At 64.2% G+C, this 18,867-nt stretch carries 23 protein-coding genes and 1 pseudogene; 15 read left to right on the forward strand and 9 right to left on the reverse strand.

The window, feature by feature from the left end:
* Positions 1-2 precede the first annotated feature (2 nt).
* Positions 3-1,016, forward strand: a complete 1,014-nt coding sequence (locus JJ918_RS07485; protein ID WP_291885309.1) for a polyprenyl synthetase family protein — start codon at positions 3-5, stop codon at positions 1,014-1,016.
* 68 nt (positions 1,017-1,084) lie between these two features.
* Here JJ918_RS07485 and JJ918_RS07490 read toward each other — a convergent pair whose 3' ends face one another.
* The gene (locus JJ918_RS07490; RefSeq protein ID WP_291885312.1) at positions 1,085-1,708 is read right to left on the reverse strand and encodes a glutathione S-transferase family protein; all 624 of its coding nucleotides are present in this window, start codon (positions 1,706-1,708) and stop codon (positions 1,085-1,087) included.
* A 203-nt stretch (positions 1,709-1,911) separates the two neighbouring features.
* On the opposite strand from JJ918_RS07490, the gene JJ918_RS07495 reads away from it, so the two are divergent.
* From JJ918_RS07495 to JJ918_RS07535, 9 genes are all read left to right on the forward strand, one after another.
* A complete protein-coding gene (locus JJ918_RS07495; RefSeq protein WP_291885314.1) occupies positions 1,912-2,808 on the forward strand; it encodes a hypothetical protein in 897 nt (298 codons plus the stop codon).
* 108 nt (positions 2,809-2,916) lie between these two features.
* Positions 2,917-3,468: a hypothetical protein gene (locus tag JJ918_RS07500; RefSeq protein ID WP_291885317.1), complete on the forward strand. Its 552-nt coding sequence runs from the start codon at positions 2,917-2,919 to the stop codon at positions 3,466-3,468.
* Between the two features lie 209 nt (positions 3,469-3,677).
* Positions 3,678-4,190, forward strand: coding sequence for a curlin-associated protein (locus JJ918_RS07505; protein ID WP_291885320.1), 513 nt, complete (start codon positions 3,678-3,680; stop codon positions 4,188-4,190).
* Positions 4,191-4,277: 87 nt separating this feature from the next.
* Positions 4,278-4,664 (forward strand): curli-like amyloid fiber formation chaperone CsgH, encoded by a 387-nt coding sequence (csgH, locus tag JJ918_RS07510; protein WP_291885322.1) that lies wholly within the window; start codon positions 4,278-4,280, stop codon positions 4,662-4,664.
* Positions 4,665-4,807: 143 nt separating this feature from the next.
* Positions 4,808-5,332, forward strand: a complete 525-nt coding sequence (locus JJ918_RS07515; protein ID WP_291885324.1) for a DUF1993 family protein — start codon at positions 4,808-4,810, stop codon at positions 5,330-5,332.
* Between the two features lie 180 nt (positions 5,333-5,512).
* Positions 5,513-5,959 carry a BLUF domain-containing protein gene (locus JJ918_RS07520; RefSeq protein WP_291885326.1) on the forward strand — a complete coding sequence of 149 codons (447 nt, stop codon included), beginning with the start codon at positions 5,513-5,515 and terminating at the stop codon, positions 5,957-5,959.
* Positions 5,960-6,042: 83 nt separating this feature from the next.
* On the forward strand, positions 6,043-6,651 hold the full coding sequence (locus JJ918_RS07525) for a helix-turn-helix transcriptional regulator (RefSeq protein ID WP_291885329.1): 609 nt from the start codon (positions 6,043-6,045) through the stop codon (positions 6,649-6,651).
* 136 nt (positions 6,652-6,787) lie between these two features.
* On the forward strand, positions 6,788-7,348 hold the full coding sequence (locus JJ918_RS07530) for an SRPBCC family protein (RefSeq protein WP_291885333.1): 561 nt from the start codon (positions 6,788-6,790) through the stop codon (positions 7,346-7,348).
* Between the two features lie 42 nt (positions 7,349-7,390).
* On the forward strand, positions 7,391-8,026 hold the full coding sequence (locus JJ918_RS07535) for an LON peptidase substrate-binding domain-containing protein (protein WP_291885335.1): 636 nt from the start codon (positions 7,391-7,393) through the stop codon (positions 8,024-8,026).
* Positions 8,027-8,031: 5 nt separating this feature from the next.
* Here the strand turns inward: JJ918_RS07535 and JJ918_RS07540 are convergent, their stop codons facing one another.
* The 3 genes and pseudogenes from JJ918_RS07540 to JJ918_RS17235 form a co-directional block, all read right to left on the reverse strand.
* A complete protein-coding gene (locus tag JJ918_RS07540; protein WP_291885337.1) occupies positions 8,032-8,454 on the reverse strand; it encodes a hypothetical protein in 423 nt (140 codons plus the stop codon).
* A 260-nt stretch (positions 8,455-8,714) separates the two neighbouring features.
* Positions 8,715-9,179 (reverse strand): hypothetical protein, encoded by a 465-nt coding sequence (locus tag JJ918_RS07545; protein ID WP_291885339.1) that lies wholly within the window; start codon positions 9,177-9,179, stop codon positions 8,715-8,717.
* A 348-nt stretch (positions 9,180-9,527) separates the two neighbouring features.
* Positions 9,528-10,142: pseudogene (locus tag JJ918_RS17235) on the reverse strand (AAA family ATPase); the annotation flags it as partial.
* Between the two features lie 251 nt (positions 10,143-10,393).
* On the opposite strand from JJ918_RS17235, the gene JJ918_RS07555 reads away from it, so the two are divergent.
* The 3 genes from JJ918_RS07555 to JJ918_RS07565 all read left to right on the forward strand — a co-directional run bounded on the left by JJ918_RS07555 (position 10,394) and on the right by JJ918_RS07565 (position 11,651).
* A complete protein-coding gene (locus JJ918_RS07555; protein WP_291885344.1) occupies positions 10,394-10,579 on the forward strand; it encodes a YqaE/Pmp3 family membrane protein in 186 nt (61 codons plus the stop codon).
* A 140-nt stretch (positions 10,580-10,719) separates the two neighbouring features.
* Positions 10,720-11,082, forward strand: coding sequence for a DUF4112 domain-containing protein (locus JJ918_RS07560; protein WP_291885346.1), 363 nt, complete (start codon positions 10,720-10,722; stop codon positions 11,080-11,082).
* Between the two features lie 53 nt (positions 11,083-11,135).
* Positions 11,136-11,651 (forward strand): DinB family protein, encoded by a 516-nt coding sequence (locus JJ918_RS07565; RefSeq protein WP_291885348.1) that lies wholly within the window; start codon positions 11,136-11,138, stop codon positions 11,649-11,651.
* Positions 11,652-12,473: 822 nt separating this feature from the next.
* On the opposite strand, the gene JJ918_RS07570 is transcribed toward JJ918_RS07565, so the two are convergent.
* From JJ918_RS07570 to uvrB, 3 genes are all read right to left on the reverse strand, one after another.
* The gene (locus tag JJ918_RS07570; RefSeq protein ID WP_291885349.1) at positions 12,474-13,337 is read right to left on the reverse strand and encodes a DUF3578 domain-containing protein; all 864 of its coding nucleotides are present in this window, start codon (positions 13,335-13,337) and stop codon (positions 12,474-12,476) included.
* Between the two features lie 71 nt (positions 13,338-13,408).
* Complete coding sequence (locus tag JJ918_RS07575) at positions 13,409-14,500, reverse strand: toll/interleukin-1 receptor domain-containing protein (RefSeq protein ID WP_291885351.1); 1,092 nt, start codon at positions 14,498-14,500, stop codon at positions 13,409-13,411.
* 1 nt (position 14,501) lies between these two features.
* Positions 14,502-16,661 carry an excinuclease ABC subunit UvrB gene (gene uvrB / locus JJ918_RS07580; RefSeq protein WP_291885353.1) on the reverse strand — a complete coding sequence of 720 codons (2,160 nt, stop codon included), beginning with the start codon at positions 16,659-16,661 and terminating at the stop codon, positions 14,502-14,504.
* A gap of 165 nt (positions 16,662-16,826) precedes the next feature.
* On the opposite strand from uvrB, the gene JJ918_RS07585 reads away from it, so the two are divergent.
* Complete coding sequence (locus tag JJ918_RS07585) at positions 16,827-17,258, forward strand: response regulator (RefSeq protein ID WP_291885355.1); 432 nt, start codon at positions 16,827-16,829, stop codon at positions 17,256-17,258.
* A 43-nt stretch (positions 17,259-17,301) separates the two neighbouring features.
* Positions 17,302-17,778 carry a response regulator gene (locus JJ918_RS07590; protein ID WP_291885358.1) on the forward strand — a complete coding sequence of 159 codons (477 nt, stop codon included), beginning with the start codon at positions 17,302-17,304 and terminating at the stop codon, positions 17,776-17,778.
* On the opposite strand, the gene JJ918_RS07595 is transcribed toward JJ918_RS07590, so the two are convergent.
* Both JJ918_RS07595 and JJ918_RS07600 read right to left on the reverse strand, forming a co-directional pair.
* Positions 17,757-18,368, reverse strand: a complete 612-nt coding sequence (locus tag JJ918_RS07595) for a lipocalin family protein (protein WP_291885361.1) — start codon at positions 18,366-18,368, stop codon at positions 17,757-17,759. The two genes, JJ918_RS07590 and JJ918_RS07595, sit on opposite strands and share 22 nt — an antisense overlap.
* Positions 18,369-18,460: 92 nt before the next feature.
* A complete protein-coding gene (locus JJ918_RS07600) occupies positions 18,461-18,853 on the reverse strand; it encodes a DUF3775 domain-containing protein (protein WP_291885363.1) in 393 nt (130 codons plus the stop codon).
* Positions 18,854-18,867 lie beyond the last annotated feature (14 nt).

Here is an 18,867-nt window from a genome sequence, read left to right on the forward strand (position 1 = left end):
GCATGCTGAAAGCCGACGCGGCAGACGTTCCGGCGCGGGAAAATGCCGCCGAACGCCTGGCCGTCCTGGCCTATGACGACATGCGCCGTGTCGACGCGCTCATTCTCGAGCGCCTGGACAGCCATGTCGCGCTGATCCCGGAACTGGCCCGCTACCTGATCGAGGCCGGCGGCAAGCGCGTGCGTCCGATGATCACCGTCGCGGCGGCCAATATGCTCGGCCATACCGATATGGCGCCGATCCGCCTGGCCGCTGCCGTGGAATTCATCCACACCGCTACCCTGCTGCACGATGATGTCGTCGACGAGAGCGGCATGCGCCGCGGCAAGGTCGCGGCCAATCTGGTCTGGGGCAATGCGTCCAGCGTGCTGGTCGGCGATTTCCTGTTCGCGCGCTCCTTCTCGCTGATGGTCGAGGCCGGGTCGATGAAGGCGCTGGGCGTGCTGTCCGCCGCCGCGTCCACGATTGCCGAGGGCGAGGTGCGCCAGCTCTCCGCGGTCAAGGATATCGGCGTCTCCGTCGACACTTACATGCAGATCATCGATGCCAAGACCGCCGCGCTCTTTGCCGCCGCGGCGCAGGTCTCGGGCATTGTCGCGGCGCGCCCGTCCGACGAGGAAGCCGCGCTGGAAACCTATGGCCGCGAACTGGGCCTGGCCTTCCAGCTGGTCGACGATGCGCTGGATTATGGCGGAGCCGCCGCCAAGCTGGGCAAGTCGACCGGGGATGATTTCCGCGAGGGCAAGGTCACCCTGCCGGTCGCGCTGAGCCTGAAACAGGCCGGTCCGGACGAGGCCGCCTTCTGGCGCCGTGTGATTGCCGAGACCGATCAGAAGGACGGCGATTTCGAGCGCGCACTGGACTATATGAACGGACACGGCGCGCTGGCTGCCACCGTCGAGCAGGCCCGCGACCACGCGGCCCGCGCCCGGGCGGCCCTGTCCGGTTTCCCGGACAATGCCTGGCGCCGGGCGCTGGGCGATCTCGCCGATTTCGTGGTCGAACGCGCTTACTAGGTCGCTACCAAGCCGGGTTTTTGACGGTCGCGTGATCGAACCGGTGAACCGGGTTCCACTTCACCTGATCACGCTCCTTCCATCTCCGGCAGCGCATTGGTGAAGGCCTCGATGGCGCACATGCGCGCATACCAGTCCTTCAGCCGCCCCGTCGCCGGCCGCCAGCCGGCCAGGCCCAGCTGGGCGATATTGCTGGCAATGGCCAGGTCGGCGATGGTCGGCGTGGCGGTGCCGGCGATCCAGGCCCGGTCGGCCAGGCGTTTCTCGATCATCGGGGCCAGTTCCGCCATCCGCGACTTGCCGCGCGCGATCGCATCCTCGTCGCGCAGGCTCGGCGGCGCGAAGACCGAGTTGAAGACGATATCGATCACGGGCTGGGCCATGCGGCTCTGGCACCAGTCGGTCCACTGGTCGACTTCCGCGCGCACGGTCGGCGCCGACGGATACCAGTTTTCCAGCGCATGGCGATTGCACAGGAAGCGCAGGATGGCGGTGGATTCGTGGATTTTCAGATCGCCCTCGACGAGGGTCGGAACCTGGTGGTTGGGATTGATGGCCAGATAGGCGTCGGACAGGTGCTCGCCCTTGTCCATCGCGACATGGCGGGCGGTCCAGGGCAGGCCCTCGGCCTCCAGCAGCGTGATGACGCGCCGGGCGTGCTGGGAGAAGGGGAAGGTGTAGAGGACGTACATGGTGGGCGGATCCCGATAGTCCGGCGCTGCCCCGCGCAGCACCGTTCGCCCAATGTTCTTACGCCGTGCGCCCTGACAGCATGGCGTCAGCAGTCTCGTCGTCAGCGTGCATTTGCGCGAACATCGCGGGACAGTCATTGTTAATCATATCGCGGCATGCTCCGGCCAAACGCGAATTGCGCGAAACCCGAAGCGGAGACGACATGGCGATCGCCGACACCGGCACTCCCGACCGTATCTGGCTGTGCATGGCCGACAGCAACCGCACCCGCGTCGTGTCGCGGGCCCTGGCCAAGGGGCTGGGCATGACGGTCTATATGGGCCCGACCATGGACGAGGAAGGCCCCGTCGCGCTGGTCGTCGCCGACGATGCCCACGCCGCGCGCATCGCCGAGGCGAAGGGCAATGCCGCTCCCGGCCAGGTCTCGCTGCTGGTGACGGCCGCAGCCCGCCGGTCCGGCGCCGACGTCTTTCTCGATCACGACACCGATGCCGGCACGCTGACCAATGCCATCGAGGGCCTGCGGGCCTGGCGGGCCTATTCGCTCGCCGTCCCGCCCGCGCACGATATCGGCCATGGTGCCATGGCGGCCTTTGCGGGCGGCGAGTTTTCCGTGCAGACGCTGGAACAGGCGCGCGATGTCGCGATCTTCATCGGCCATGCCTGCCCCGACCCGCGCCGGGCCGCCGTCGGGCTCTATGTGCTGATCGCGAACGGGATCGAGCACGGCAATCTGGAATTCGATGCGACCGAGAAGGCCAAGGGCCTCGCCGATGGCAGCTGGGCGCGCAAGCTGAATGCCCGTATGTCGGAGCCGGCCTTTGCCGGCCGGCGCGTCCGGGTCGGCTTCCATCGCGGCATGCGCACGATCAGCGTGCTGGTGCAGGATGACGGGCAGGGCATCGATGCGGAGACCGCAGAAATGGCCAATCCGGCCCGGGCCGGCTATCGCGGCAAGACGGCCCGTCTGGCCCGCTCGATGGGGTTCTCGCAGGTGAACTGGCTGGGCACCGGCAATACGGTCGAGGCGTCGATCGTCCTGCCCGATACGGATAACGGTGCCACGGCGGCCCCGCGCCGCACGGCCGCAGCCTCCTGATCCTCGCCTTCCAGCGACAAAGATGAACGCCAGCTGACCGGACGGGTCATCGCAGGCTCAGCGCCGTTGCGGGATAGTGTCCTCGTATCATTCACGAGGACGACCGACATGCCGCGCACATCATCCCGATCCATCGCTGCCGCCGCCCTGGCCGCCCTGCTGGGCCTGCCCGGCCTGGTGTCGGCCCAGACCGTGCCTGTGGTCGACGGGGTTCGCGGTGTGCCGCTGGCCGCCGGCGAAACCTGCGGCATGCAATTCTACCGCGCCTACCGTTCCGGTCCGCTGCTGGCGAAAGTCGAGGGCGGCCATCAGGGCCACTATACGCTGACGCTCTGGCGCCGCGGGCCGGGCAATGCCGTTCTGGCCGAACTGGCGGGCGATTATGACAGCCGCGGCCGCCGCGAGGCGGTGCTTGCCGAGTCGCAGCTGGAACGTCACTTCATCCAGATGCGCGCACCGGGACCGCAGATGGGCACGCCCCAGGTGGACCCGTCGCGTATCGCTGCCCAGCTCGACGTCTATGACGCGCGCGGCCGCCGGATCTGCACCAGCCGCCGTGTCGATGCGATCGGCATCGGCGCCTTGCGTCCGGCTCCCTCTGCCCGCCCGGGCCTGAGCGCACCGGCGCCCGTCCGGCAGCCCCTCGCACGCCGATACTAGTTTCAGCCGCTCTCCATGCGACCCCGACTGAAGGCCCGGAACATCCTGTTCCGGGCCACTTTTTTGGTCCGGACAAGCCGGGTCAGCTGGCGTTCATCCACCTGATCGAAGTCTGAACGCCGCCCTCAGCATCCGCTCATCGGGCCTTCGCTAAACAAGGGTCAGGCTTCGATGCATTGGGCGTCGGCCAGTTGGAAGGAGTACAGATCATGAAAGCACGTCTTCTCATCGCCAGCGCCCTCGCGGCGGTTTCGGTTCTTGGAACGGTGGGCGCCGCCGAGGCGCAGTCGCGCAACCGCGTGAGCATCGCCCAGGAAGGCTACCGCAACGACATCGCCGGCCGTCAGACGGGCTATCGCCAGCACATGGTGATCAATCAGCGCGGCGAGCGCCAGTACGTCACCGTCATCCAGGACGGCGCGCGCAACGGCACCACGGTTGGCCAGCAGGGCCGCTACAACGAGGCCCATGTCGATCAGTACGGCCGCGACAATGACGCCGTGGTCGGCCAGCAGGGCCGCAACAATTACGCGACCAGCGTCCAGACCGGCCGCCGCAACATCTCCGGCATCTCGCAGATGGGTGCGAACAACACGGCCGTCACCGACCAATATGGCTCGAACAACGCCGCCGGCGTGATCCAGGTCGGCAATGGCCAGAACGCCCGCGTCACGCAGACGGGCAGCGGCAATGTGACCCTGGTCATCCAGGGGGACCACTAGCCCGGCGACCGTCCCGGGGGAGCCTGGCTGCCAGGCTTCCCGGGACCCGTCCGGGACAGGAAGACAGCAAGCAAAAAGGAGGCTGTCATGACAGGTAAACTGGCAATTCTCGCATCGGCCGCTTCGGCCGCCGGCCTCTGGTTCGTCGCCCAGGCCGATCCGCTTCCCGATCTCGTTTCGGATCATATCCGCGGCGGCGAGGCGGCCTGCGGCATCGACGTCTCGCAGACCTCTGACGGTCTTCTGCTGACGGCCTGGAGCGCCCCCTCCCGGACCCGGACCTGGCGGATGGTTGTCACCCAGCGCACCGGCGGTGGCGGTTTCGATATCGTCCAGGAAGGCGATGTGCCGCCCGGCGACGGCGCGGTCGCGGTCTCCGATCTCCTGATCGATACCGGCGCGGACTTCTCCGCCCGGCTGACCGCCTGGGACGCCAATGGCGATCCGGTCTGCCGCTTCGGCGACCGCATCTAGCCAGCCTCGACGACGCTCATGTCCCCGGCTGCCCGGCCGGGGACAGGCGTGTCCAGCAATATCGGTGTATTGCCTCCATTCTCTTGCAACACCGGACCGGCTTCCCATCTCCTGCCGGTCAACTGGTCTTGCGGGAGGAAACCATGACCATAACCCTGTCTGACATTGCCCGGATCCAGCTCGATCAGACCTTCCGGGCTCTCGATACCATCCTGGCCAAGGGGGCTGCGCACGCAAAAGAGCGCGGTGTCGATGAGACGGTCTATCTGGACTGGCGTCTGGCCGCCGACATGTACCCGCTCACCAAACAGATCCAGCTTGTCAGCGACTTCTCCGTGCGCGGTCTGTCACGGCTGGCCGGGCGCGACCCGGTTTCGATGGCCGATGACGAGACGTCCTTCGAGGCGCTGCGTCTCCGGCTCGCGAAGGCGCGCGAAGCGATCTGGGCGCTCGATCCGGCGGCCTTGAGCGCCGATCCCGAAGGCTCGATCACCTTTCCGGCCGGGGCGATCGGCGATCTGACCCTGCCGCGCGGGCGCTATCTGCAGAACTTCGTACTCGCCAACGCCCAGTTTCATGCCGCAACGGCCTACAACATCCTGCGCAATATCGGCGTGCCGCTGGGCAAGGCCGACATGATGGGGGCGACACAACTTGTGGCAGAATAATATTATACTACACATAAATCGTTGAAAATAAACGGCAATAATAGTCAAATTTAATTGGATGTTAACAGGGCGGGCCGAACCTCCGGGACATCTTGTCACGGGAGGGACAGATGTCTGCAACTGATTGCTCGGTTCGCCCTGCTTTCCGCTTGTCTTCACGCACGGGTTAGGGGGGCGGCGATGTTTCTGTGCCGTCTTGCCTTCTTCAGCCGCCGCAACTGGTATTTCGACACGCCGGACGAAAACAACGGTATCCTCCGCTCGATCCTGACGGCCGGCCTGCGCAACAACCCCAAGCGCGGCCTGAGCGGCGTGCTCGTGGTCGACGGCAATCTCTTCGTGCAGATTCTCGAAGGGCCGCGCGGCATGCTGTCGAACACCTTCTGCCGGATCCAGAATGACAGCCGCCATGGCGGTCTGGTTCTGGCCGGTTTCGAGGAGGTTTCCGAGCGCCTGTTTCCCGACTGGAGCGTGATCGTGCGGGACGCGCCGAAGATCCAGCGCCGCCTGCCCTGGATCCCGGAGCCTGAGTCCGCGACGTTCGAAACGCTTGTGCACAACGCCCACCGGCTCCTGAAATCCGGTTCCGAATTCAGACGTATAACCGTAGAGCGCGAAGTGCCCTGATAGTAAAATACTTCTGGCTTGGCGGAGCCGGATGCGCTTGGTAGCTTCGTATAAAGACATACAAAAACTGCGGTTACTGGGTAATGGATTGGTCGCGTAAAATCAAAGAGTTACGGTTTCTGGAAAATCTCAAGCAGGACGCGTTGGCACAGCAGCTGGGGGTCAGCCAGGCCAGCGTGTCGCAATGGGAGCGAAGCGTTGCCCAGCCCCCGGCCCACATCAAGGCCAAGCTGAGACGCCGTCTTCTGGTCTCGCCCGGCGAGCGGCTGAATGCGGCCGTGCGAACCAGCGTTGTCGAGAGCCCCAATCTGTGCGGCCTGCTCACCATGCGCGATGGCGAGGTGGTCGTTGAACTGCTCAGCCATGACAGCTATCGCCTGTTTCCCCTCCTGACGCCCGCCGATCTGGGTCAGTCCCTGCGCGGAAAGCTGGGCCGGGACATCGACCGCATGCTCGACCGGCTGGTGGGGGAGGGGGCGTTCAATGGCCGCGTGCAGTACGCCAAGCTGGCCGTGACCGCCCACCGGAATGGATTGTCGGCAGCGGGTATCGCGACTGTGACGCCTGTATGCAGCCAGGGTGAGGCCTGTGTGCTGCGATGCGAGGTCCGGCTTCTCGCGCCCGGCGAAGCGGTTCCGAAGCTGGAACAGATCACGCATTTTTCATGGGACGAGGAAGACGCGGACGCCTAGCGCGACTTCACCGCAAAACCGGTGCCCACTTTTGCTGAAAATGCCGGTCCTTGGCGGTCGCATTTTCGAACCGCGAAACCGGTGCCCACTTTCGCTGAAAATGCTCTAATCTGCCCGGTAAAACGGGGAGGACAGGATGATGTCTTTGCTTGCGACGCTTGCCGTCGGCCTTGCGGCCGTGCAGGAGCCGGCCGAGGTGCAGGCCTTCGAGCCGCAGGGTTTCGTGACGTCTGTCACCGTCGAGATCGCGGCGCCTGTCGCCGAAGTGTTCGACGCGGCCACGGGCGATGTGACCGGCTGGTGGGATCACAGTTTCTCGGAAAATCCGGCAGAAATGGTCATCGAGCCGCGCTTTGACGGGCGCTTCTACGAGCGTTTCGAAGCCGGTAGCGACAATGGCAGCCTGCATGCGCGGGTGATTTTCGTGAATGCGCCGAACCAGCTGCGCCTGCACGGCCCGCTGGGCCTGTCCGGCCGGGCCGTGGATCTCGTCTCGTCCTGGCAGCTGGAAGAGGCCGCAGAGGGCGAGGCGACACGCTTCACGGTGGAACTGCACATGAGCGGCGAGATCGATGCGGAGCTGGCCGGCATTGTCCGCAATGTGTGGCAGCACTTCATCGGGGCGCGGCTGAAGCCCTATGTCGAGGCCGGCTGTCATCTGGCCCCCGAGACGCCCTGCAGCGCCTTTGCCGGCTAGCCGGGGTTGGCGCGGCCGGGCCCGGGACCTATTTCCTCCGGTATGAGCAAGACACGGACACTTCCGGACGAACTGCCGCTCTTTCCCCTGGGCGGTACGATCCTGCTGCCCGGCGAACGGCTGCCGCTCAACGTGTTCGAACCGCGCTATCTCAACATGCTGGACGATGTGCGGGCCGGCGACGGGTTCATCGGTATCATCCAGGTGCGCCCCGGCGGGACGCCGGATCGCCCGGTCCTGGCCGGCGTGGGCACGGCGGGCCGCCTTGACCATTTCGAGGAAACCGATGACGGCCGCTATCTGATTGCGCTGACCGGGGTGTGCCGCTTCGTCCTGACCGGCGAGGTGAAGGCGCAGACGCCCTATCGCGTCGCGCAGGCGAATTACGGTCCCTTCTTCACGGATATCGAGCCGCGGCGCGAGGTGGAGGCGGACCGGACCCGTCTGATCCGCATGCTGCAGGCCTGGTTCCAGAGCGAGCATGTGGCGGCGGACTGGGAGAGTGTCGCCGAAGCGCCGCTGGTCACCGTGGTCGATCAGCTGTCGATGTCGGCACCCTTCGGGGCGCTGGACCGGCAGCGCCTGCTCGAGGCGGCCGACAGCGCGGCACGGCTGGGCGAGATGGAGGCGATCCTGGCGGAGCGCTTGGCCGGCGGTGCCGGCGGGCCGGTGCAATAGGCGGGTTATTCGCCCTTTAGCCAGGCGCGGGCGGCGGCCTTGGACGTGAACCAGGCGGCCGTATCGCCCAGGCGTTCATGCGCTTCGACGAATTTCTCGACGCCTTTCACCTGGTCCGGGCGGACGACATAGGCGGTCTGGTAGCCCCGCTGTACGCGCGCAATAAAGCGCATCCGCTCCTCCCATTCGAAGGAGGACAGGCTGAACACGGCACTGCGGACATCATTGAGGATCAGGCGCGAGTCGATGCGGCTTGTGAGGGTGGAGAAGGCGCGCGCCGGCGCTTCTTCCGATCCCCGGCCGCGTTCGCCGTCGGTATAGAGTTCGATGATGCCGTCATTCAGCGTCAGCGAGAACCCTTCCATGGAATAGCTGGCCGTCACGATTCCCTCTTCGTCTGCTGCGCGTGCGCAGGTGCGGTGCCGCATGATCCGGTCTCAGCGATGCCGGGCCAAAGCATTTTCAGCAAAAGTGGGCACCGGTTTTGCGGTTCGAAAATGCGCCTACCCAAAAGGCCGCAGCGGAGCGAAATCGGGAGAGAGAAGAAGGGGTTGTTGAAACAAGAATGCGGCATATCCCCCTCGATCGCGCTTTATTGTTACGAGAACGGGGCGTTTTAACGTCAATCTTGCCGAGAATGTGGCAAAATCGAAATGCTCTCGCGTCGCGCGGACATGGCGGCCATGCGTCAAAGCAGGTCCGGCATCTCCGGACGGGCCTTCAGACACGCACAATGGCGCATCTCGGTTTCGCACAGCCGGTCGAGCCAGGCATCCAGCGCGGCCGACAGGATACGTTGCTGGGACTGGCCTGTCTGCACCGAAACGGTCCGCAGCCGCCGTTTCTGCTCGGCCGTCAGACGCACTTCGGCGCGGCCGGAGCGGGCGATCCCGGCATGCGGGTCCTCCACGAGGTCGGGCAGATCGCCGCCGCCGCAGCAGGCCGGCGGCAGTGCGTCCGCCATGTCGGCAGGCTTGCGGGGCAGGAGCGGCCGGTCGCTGCGCTGTTCGACATCGCGCCGCTCGTCGGGCACCGGGACGGGCTGGGCCGGCCGGTCGACATAGCTGGCGCCGGCAAAGCCGGACGGGATGGCAGGCGCGGCCTCGCCCTTGCGGGCAAGCAGTCCGGCGTGAAGGCTGGCATATTTTCTCATCGACCGTCTCCGTCCTCAGGCCAGGTGGCGGCGTCCGAAGGGCATGTGCGGGCGGCGGCGATCGGCCTGGCCCTTCGGCGGCCCCTGATCGCTCTTGCGCCGCTCCACCCCGTCCCAGTTCGAGTTCGAGGCTTCCGGTGCGGCGGGGGCTGCGGTGCGCGGTGGCGGCTGGCCGCCCGTGCCGAAGCGCGGCGGCAGGGCATAACCCGGCCGGTCCTCCATCGCGATCTCCTCCTCGCCATCGTCCAGACCGGCCATGCCGGCGCGGGCGGGGGTGAGAATGTCCTGTTCGAAGGTCTGGCGCGGTGCCCGGTCGAGCATCGCCATGGCGTCACCGCGCAGGCGGAACAGGCGGTCCTCGAAATAGGCCCACAGATTGGCGACTTCCTCGGCCGAGCGGCCGGTCTCGTTGACCTCGCCCACCGTGCGCCCGTCAATCATCGAGGCGGCGAAATCGACCCGGTGGTGCAGGGTGACCGGGGCGACGGTGCCGTGCTGGGAGAGGGCGACAGCGGTCTCGCCGGTGATCCGTGCCCGCGCCGTGGCGGAATTGACCACGAAGACCAGCGGCTTGCCCTGCATCTGCACGATATCCACCGTCGGACCGACGGCGCGCAGATCGTGCGGGCTGGGCCGCGTCGGGATCACGACGAGATCGGCATGGGTGATCACTTCGGCAATCGTCGAGGTGACCGCCGGCGGCGTGTCGATCACGATCAGCCGGTAGCCGGCGCGCTCGAGAAAATCGATATCGCGGCCGAGATCGGGCACCGAGACCTGGGCGAAGGCCGGCGTCTCGCTGGCCCGGGCATTCCACCATTTCGCCATCGAGCCCTGCGGGTCGGTGTCGATCAGCGCGACCGGACCGGCGCCGCAGCGCTCGGCCTCGACGGCCATGTGGGCCGACACGGTGGTCTTGCCGGATCCGCCCTTCTGCGAGGCAAACACGACGACCTGGGCCATGCGCCGGCGCGGTTTTTCTTCGGACATCGCTCACCTCTCAACCCGTCCGTCCTGGACGGTCCCTCTGGTGCATCCGCCATGGATGAAAGCAGCGATGTGTTGCGGCCCGGTTCAGCGCAGCACCCGGATTTGAGGCGAATTTTCGCCGTATTGTCGCAGTTTGCTGCGATGCACGTGCTGCAGGCCGCGCGGGAACGCTTTTCTGCGTCCGCACGTTGCAAGCGCAGGATCAATCAGAAGGGACGCATGTCATGGCACAAGAACAGACCGTCACCGGCGGCGATATTCTCCGCATCATCGCCGCCATCCTCCTGCCGCCCCTGGGCGTCTTCCTGCAGGTGGGTATCGGCGCCCAGTTCTGGATCAACATCATCCTGACCATTCTGGGCTATATCCCGGGTATTGTGCATGCGGTGTGGATTATCGCGCGTCGTTGACCTGTCCAGCGGAAGTGGGCACCGGTTCCGCGGTTCGGACGGGTCGACCACTCAAGACTTGTTGACCTGTCCAGCGGAAGTGGGCACCGGTTCCGCGGTTCGGACAGGTCGACCACCAAAGACCATCTCTAGAGGAAGACATGGCGAAACTTCCCGTCTCGCGGGCGGAAGAGAAGGCGCGGATCGAGCGGCTGGCACGCTGGCTCGATGCGCGCTTTGTCATTCCCGGCACCGGCATCCGTTTCGGACTGGACAGCCTGATCGGCCTCGTGCCGGGCGTGGGCGATCTCGCCATGTTCGCCCCGGCGGTCTGGATCATCGCCCGCGCCGTGGCGCTGGGCGCACCGGCGCATCTCATTGTCCGCATGGCGATCAATACCGGGCTCGACCTGGTGATCGGCGCCATCCCGGTGCTCGGCGATCTGTTCGACCTGGGCTTCAAGGCCAATCTCAGAAATGCCCGCCTCCTGTCGCGCTGGCTGGAAAGGTCCGACGACGGCTAGCCAGGCGGCCGCCAGCTGCCTACATCCCTGTCACGGCCAACGGGGAGACAGCCATGATATCGCCGGACCATGTGCGCCTGATGGCGCAATACAATCGCTGGCAGAACCGCTCGCTCTATGCGGCCGCCAATACGCTGGACGAGGCGGCGCGGCGGGCCGATCGCGGCGCCTTCTTCAAATCCATCCACATCACGCTGGCGCATATCCTCTGGGGCGACGAGGCCTGGATGTCCCGCCTGGCCGGGCGGCCCTTCCCGGACGGGAAAGGCCTCGAGGCCGACTATCTGGAAACCCGCGACTGGGAGACGCTGAACCGCGACCGTGCGGCCTTCGACGCCTGGCTGATCGACTGGGCGGCCGGCCTCACCGCGGCGGATATCGAGCCCGACCTGCACTGGACCTCCTCGACCGGCAAGGGCCGTTTCGTCACCCCGCGCTGGGTCTGCCTCACCCACCTCTTCAACCACCAGACCCACCACCGCGGCCAGGTCCACGCCCTGCTCACCGCCGCGGGTGCCAGGCCCGAGGACACGGACATCCCCTTCATGCCGGATGCGCCGTGGAAGTGAGGGGGGGGCTCCTGTCATGCTCCACTTCCCTCTCCATTTTTCCCGGATGAAAGCCTGCGCAGGCAGGCTGCAGATCCGGGATCGACCGAAGATCATTTCAAGCGATGCGTTTCCCGTCGATCCCGGCACTCCGCCCGGCCCAAGGCCGGGCTTCCGGCCGGGAAAAGCGCCCAGGGCTTCCCCTGCGGCAGCGGGGGAAGTGGCCGAGCCCGGCCTCGGGCCGGGTGAGGTCGAAGGGGGCAAGTCCATGCGCGCTGCCGCGCTCCGCGGCGCTTCGCACCGCCCCCTCAGTCCGCTCCGCGGACAGCTCCCCGGCAAGCGGGGCGGCCGCGAAACGCAGGCCTGGCCTTGAGCTGGGTATCCATGCGGGATGACAGGAGAGGCTGTTGAAGCTCTCAACCACACCCAAACACCGTCATCCTGACGAAAGTCAGGACCCAGATCGCAAAGGGAGACCTCGGCGAGGCGGGCGCAAACGCGCGCTCACCACCGCGCGGGACAAACGCGAGCTCGCGCCCACCCGGCCCTACGAACTGGGTCCTGACTTTCGTCAGGATGACGGTGGAAGTTGGGGAATTTGGCGTCCAAAAGCCGGCAAGCGGGTGACGGTGAATGTTGCGGCATCAACACCCCCTCTCCCCCACCGGGGAGAGGGCAGGGTGAGGGGCAGCCGCGCAGCGGCCACCACAAATATTATGCCGTCGAGCGGATTTTGGACGCCTACTTGCGCGCGAGTTTTTGAAGGGCCTTCAGATCCGAGGCGCCGATCTTGTGGATGACGCGATGGCAGCTGGGGCAGAGAAGGGCGAAATCTTCTGGCACTCAGAAGGATGTGATCTGGCCTGTTGCAAGTGTTTCAAGTGGGATGAGGTGGTGAACCTCAAGCACTTTGGGGCCGATGTCGCCATAGAGGTCTGTCATGCTGCGATCACAGCCCATGCAGACGTCCGTGTTGAAGTAGGCTTTGACCTTCTTGGCGTGTGACGCATCACGCTCCACCGTCCGGTGCGCGACATATTTCTTTTTAAAGGGCAGGTCTTCGCCCTCGAACCCGTCGCCGTCGGCTTCCTCGATGATGTCTTCTGTGGAGCGGTAGCCGCCGTTCGCTACGAGGAATTTGTAGTGCGCTAAAGCTTCTTCGAGGTCAGCAACCAGTTCGGTCTCTGATGGAAGCGCATCGGTTTGATAGTGCGCTCCGACCACATGGCCCGCTTCGTATAGAGGTCCGAGACGATGGCTTGGCGGAGTGCCAAGTGTGATCGGGTTGACGCCTAGGCGCGCCAAGCGCCCTCTCAAGCGCGCTCGCATAATCGCGGCCCGCCGCTCGAGTTCATCCTTTGCGGAAGGTTTGCCGATATCCTTGCTAAGCTGCTCGCAGCCCTGGTTGAGCGTCAAGTAAAGGCGGTCGCCGTCCTGGCTCAAGAGGTAGACTATGTAGTAACCGCGCCGGTTTGTTTCAGTTACGGCGCGGTCAAGTATAGCAACCCAAGAGACTGCTGCCCAATTTGTAGAACCTGTGCTACCTTTGATGATATAGCGATCTGGTTCCGCAACTCTAAGGCCAATGGCGGCGGGTAGCGCTTTTGTCACGCTAACGTGGGATAGCGTATTCCTCTTACCTTTAGCCAAGTCGCCCCGGCTGTCGTGCGGGTATTTTGCTACCCAGTCTAAAATTTCTGCCCGCATTGCTTGCCCGTTTTGAAAAAATTTGAATTTATATTATTATTTATACAAATAAATTGATATTGCTACAGTTTCTAGAATGTTATCTTATCATCAAGATCGGGTTTGATCTCAATTATCTTTTTGTCGCGGAATTCGAGCTTTTTACCTGTGGCATCTTCGAGGTAACGTTTAAACCAATAGCCGCGGGTGTGAATCCCCGCGCAATTGTGGAGTTGGTCATTACGTTCGTAGCCATCTGCAATTGCCTGAAACTCTTTGTCACTCAACCGATCCGTTGTTTCGATCAGGCGTTTTAATCTTTCCATAGATTCAACAAAATTAGGTGAAGATACAAATGCTTCAATCATAATACTTTTTAGACGGCCTTCTTGACCAATTTCGTTCACAAGAAGTTTGTGGACTTCAGGAGCCGAATCCTCCAGTGGCGGCGTTGTAATTTTCATAGCCTGCTTTGAACTTATGAATCCTTTTGGATCGGTTTTTCCTACTTTTAGAGCGATAATAGGAATTCCTTTTCCGAGAGCAAAGCCTATCTCTTGGTTTGTCCAGTTGCTCTCATGAAAATCGTCTGTCAAGATAATAAGCATAACCTCCATGGTCATGAGGCCATTCAGTATTTCTAATTGCCACTCTTTCATTGGCTTGATGGTGTCGTGTGCTACGAAAGAGCAGACTCCAAATGGTTCGAGGGCATTGGCCAAGCCGTGAGCCGCGGCCTTGTCTTTATCTCTATGACTAATAAATAACCTCAGACAATTTTCTTTCCAAAGGCCAACGGCATTCGGATGGGCGCGAGGTTCTCGCGTGAAAGGCACCGCAGCTTGCGATTGGATGTCTAAAGCGTCGGTGAGGCTGAAGTGAACAGCTCGTACATACTCGTTCTCAACATCTGTAGTTGCTTTGTTCAAGTCTTCACGAAATCGGTTCGATATCTCTTGTTGTTCGTCAAGGTCAATTAATGCCATCGCTTCATCAGAGACAAAAAGGTGTACGTCGTGCCCGTAGGTGCCCCCGTTCCAGTTGTCGTAGTCTGTTTCCGGTTCCACATGGACTGATGACGCATCAATAAAGTCGCGTAATTCGTTCTCACCCTTTTTGTCATAGTGGGCGCGAAGCCGTCTGAGGGCTGGCATAATTTTTGGCAACAATGCGTAATCGATCAAATCACTCCCCCCTCAACCCCATAATCTCATCCCGCAGCTTCGCCGCCGTCTCGAACTCCAGATCGGCCGCGGCTTCCCGCATCCGCTTCTCCAGATCCGCGATGACCGCGGTGATATTCTCCCCGGCCAGCGCTGCCTGACCGCGATCCGAGACGCCGCTCGGTTTGCCGCTCGCCTTCTTGCCTCTCCCCTTGCTGGCGACTCCCCGTCCCTTCGCTTGGCTTTCCATCACTTCTTCCAGGATGTCGCTGATGCCGCGGGTGATGGTGCGGGGGGTGATGCCGTGTTCTTCGTTATAGGCGATCTGCTTGGTGCGGCGGCGTTCGGTTTCGTCCATGGCGCGCTGCATCGAGCCGGTGACGGTGTCGGCGTAGAGGATGACTTTTGAGTCGGCATTGCGGGCCGCGCGGCCGATGGTCTGGACGAGGCTGGTCTCGGATCTGAGGAAGCCTTCCTTGTCGGCGTCGAGAATGGCGACGAGGCCGCATTCGGGGATGTCCAGGCCCTCGCGCAACAGGTTGATGCCGACGAGGACGTCATAGACGCCCAGGCGCAGATCGCGGATCAGCTCGATCCGCTCCACCGTGTCGACATCGGAGTGCATGTAGCGGACCTTGAGGCCCTGCTCGTGCATGTATTCGGTGAGGTCCTCGGCCATGCGCTTGGTGAGCGTGGTGACGAGGGTGCGCAGGCCGCGCTCGGCGGTGGCGCGGGCCTCGTCGATCACATCATCGACCTGGGAGGCCCCGTCCTTCGCCACCGGGCGTACCTCGACCGGCGGGTCGATCAGGCCGGTCGGGCGGATCACCTGTTCGGTGAAGACGCCGCCGGTCTGGTTCAGCTCCCAGCCGCCGGGCGTGGCCGAAACCGAGACGGTCTGCGGCCGCATGGCGTCCCATTCCTCGAATTTGAGCGGGCGGTTGTCGAGGCAGGAGGGCAGGCGGAAGCCGTGATCCGCGAGGGTTTTCTTGCGGTTATAGTCGCCCTTGTACATCGCGCCGAGCTGCGGGATGGAGACATGGCTCTCATCGGCGAAGACGAGGGCGTCTTCCGGGATGTATTCGAACAGGGTGGGGGGCGGCTCGCCCGGCTTGCGGCCGGTGAGGTAGCGGGAATAATTCTCGATACCGGCGCAGGAGCCGGTCGCCTCGAGCATTTCCAGGTCGAACTCGGTGCGCTGCTGCAGGCGCTGGGCCTCGAGCAGCATGCCCTCGGCCTCCATCCAGGCGAGGCGTTCCTTCAGCTCGCGCTTGATCTGGACGATGGCCTGGTTGAGCGTCGGCCGCGGCGTGACGTAGTGGGAATTGGCGTAGAATTTGACGCTCTTCAGCTCGGCCATCGCCTTGCCGGTGAGCGGGTCGAATTCGGTGATCGCCTCCACCTCGTCGCCGAAGAAGGAGATGCGCCAGGCGCGGTCGTCATAGTGAGCCGGGAAAACCTCCAGATTGTCGCCGCGGACGCGGAATGTGCCGCGGATGAAGGCGGCGTCATTGCGCGTGTATTGCAGATCGACCAGCCGGCGCATGATCTCGCGCGGATCGACCTCGTCGCCGGGCTTCAGCTCGAAGGTCATGGCGGTATAGGTCTCCACCGAGCCGATACCGTAGATGCAGGACACCGAGGCGACGATGATCACGTCGTCGCGCTCCAGGATCGAGCGGGTCGCGGCGTGGCGCATCCGGTCGATCGCCTCGTTGATGGAGCTTTCCTTCTCGATATAGGTATCGGTGCGCGGCACATAGGCTTCGGGCATGTAGTAGTCGTAATACGACACGAAATACTCGACGGCATTGTGCGGGAAGAAGCTCTTGAACTCGCCGTAGAGCTGGGCTGCCAGCGTCTTGTTGGGCGCCAGGATGAGGGCCGGGCGCTGCACCGCTTCGATGATCTTGGCCATGGTGAAGGTCTTGCCGGTGCCCGTCGCGCCCAGGAGGACCTGGTCGCGCTCGCCGCTGTTGAGGCCTTCCACGAGCTCCGCGATCGCCGTCGGCTGGTCGCCCATAGGCTGGAATTCGGAGACACAGCGGAAGCGCTCGCCGCCTTCGGACTTTTCCGGGCGGTCGGGCCGGTGTGGCGTCCAGGCAGCCGGTGCGGAGGGCAGCTGGTCCAGCACGAAGTCTTCGGGCGCAGTGAGGGTGTCGTCGACGGTGAGCTTGGTCATGCGCCGAATATGCGCACTCCGGCGCCGCTCGGCCAGTGCTGCGGGTGCAGGCGGGGGAAGGTCCCTGCCAGCGTTATGTCATGAGGGGTCATACGGAATGATCCGCCGGTCACCGGGCGTTAAGCATGCAGCGCGCATAGTGGAGCCTCAACAAGGGAGGCCCCGATGTCCGAGCTTGCAGACAGTGCCGTCAACATTCTTCTGGTCGATGACAGCCCTTCGGTGCGCACCGTCCTGCGAACCCTGCTCTGCGGCCTCGGTGTCACCCGGATCTATGAAGCGACCGACCGCGAAGAGGCCTTCATCATGGCCCGCGTCTGCCGCCCCGATCTGGCGCTGATCGATCATGATCTGGGCCGGACGAGCGGGGTGGAACTGGTCGCCGCCTTCCGCGATACCGCGATCAGCCCGATGCCGGAACTGCCGCTCATCCTGCTGGCGCCGACGGGTATGGAATACCTGGCCGAACAGGCGCGTGAAGCCGGTGCGGACGCTGTCCTGCCCAAGCCGGTCACGGCACGCCTGCTCGGCGAGCGCATCCTGCAGCTGACCGGTCAGGCCGAAGCCGACGAAGCGCTGGCCCGCAAACAGGCCTGATCCCCCTCGCGCTCACTCACCGGCGCCGTGGAGCGGGCCGGTCATGTACGGCGGTTCCATGCTGGATGGACTGAGAATCCTGGTCGTCGAGGACATCCCCTCGATCCGCAGCCTCATTGCCCGATTGCTGGAGCGTCTCGGCTGCAGCGATGTCTATGCGGTCGGCAATATCGCCGATGCCTTCACCTATCTCGACACGCTCGGCTTTGACGCCGTGCTGCTCGACTACGAGCTGGAGCACGAGAACGGGCTGACCCTGGTGCGCCGCCTGCGGCGCGATGCAGCCGCCCGCAATCACGACGTCTCCATCATCGTTCTCACCGGTCACACCGAAACCGCCGTCATGCAGGCGGCCGTGCAGTCGGGGGCGAATTCCTACCTCGTCAAACCGGTCAAGCCGGACCGGCTGGGCGAGCGCATCCTGGACGTGCTGGCGGCGCGTCACGAGCCGCGCCCCGGCGATGATCCGGACGCGCCGGACCGCCCCGACGCCGATACCTACTGGGTGCTGGAAGGCTGATCGACGGCCGCGGCCGGCAGCCCGTCGCGCGGCATCACCTCGATATTCTCCCATTGCTGCGGCCGGATCAGGCCCTCGGTATCGAAGCCCCGCTCGCGCAGATCCGCGAGGCGGGCCTCGATGAAGGCGTCGCCGGGCTGCGGTTCGCGGGCGAGGATCCACAGATAGCGGCCCTGCGCTTCGGAAATCACCGCCCAGCTATAGTCGTCGGCCAGGTCGATCACCCAATAGTCCCCGAAAAAGGGGCCGAAAAAGCTTACTTCCAGCTTGGCCGTGTCGGCCGGGTCGGGATAGCGGGCACGGCCCTCGGCGATGTCCAGCTCGCCGTCCAGCGTGTCTTTCCAGCAGCGGTTGATGACGCCGACCGTGCCGTCCGGCTGCGGCGTGTAGAAGGCGGTCACGCCCTGGCAGTCGCGCTCGAAACTGTGATCGGCGCGGACGATCTCGAACCACAGCCCGGCATAGCGCTCCAGATCGACGGCCTCGACGGTCTGCGGCGGCGTGTCGCCGGCCAGGCGGTCGCGCGGCGGCGAACAGGCGGCCAGTGCCAGCACGGGCAGGATGAGGGGCAGGATCAGGGCAGGGCGCATGGGATCTCCGGACATCTGGCGATGCCGGTACAACTAGTGCGGTCGTGTGACGGTTCCAGCGCCGGGCGGAGACGTGCCTGTCGGGGCGCGTGTCAGGCGTCGTCGTAGACGTCGGCCTCGATCACGGCGTCCAGGCCGATCTCCAGCTGGTCGCCCAGCAGCGGCGCGCCGAGCAGGTATTCCGCGGTCGAACCGGTACGGCGGGCGCGCGCCTCGCGCACGGCGTCGGGGAAGTCCGCGCCGTCATAATCGCCACGGCCGATCCAGTAGAGCGCGACGAGTTCGGCCTGGGCCTCCTCGTCCAGCGAATCGATCCAGTCCTCCAGCTCGGAGCGGATCGGGTCGTTATCGCCGGTCTGCAGCGTTTCGACGGCATCCGTCTCGCCGCTGTCCGGGTCGCGCTCATAATCCTCGATCGTTTCCTTGCTGTCATAAGCCCGGGCCTGAAAGACCAGTTTCCGGACCATTTCTTCCGCAATATTCATGACGACGCCCTTTC

The sequence above is a fragment of the Maricaulis sp. genome, from assembly GCF_017642925.1.
Taxonomy (GTDB): Bacteria; Pseudomonadota; Alphaproteobacteria; order Caulobacterales; family Maricaulaceae; genus Maricaulis.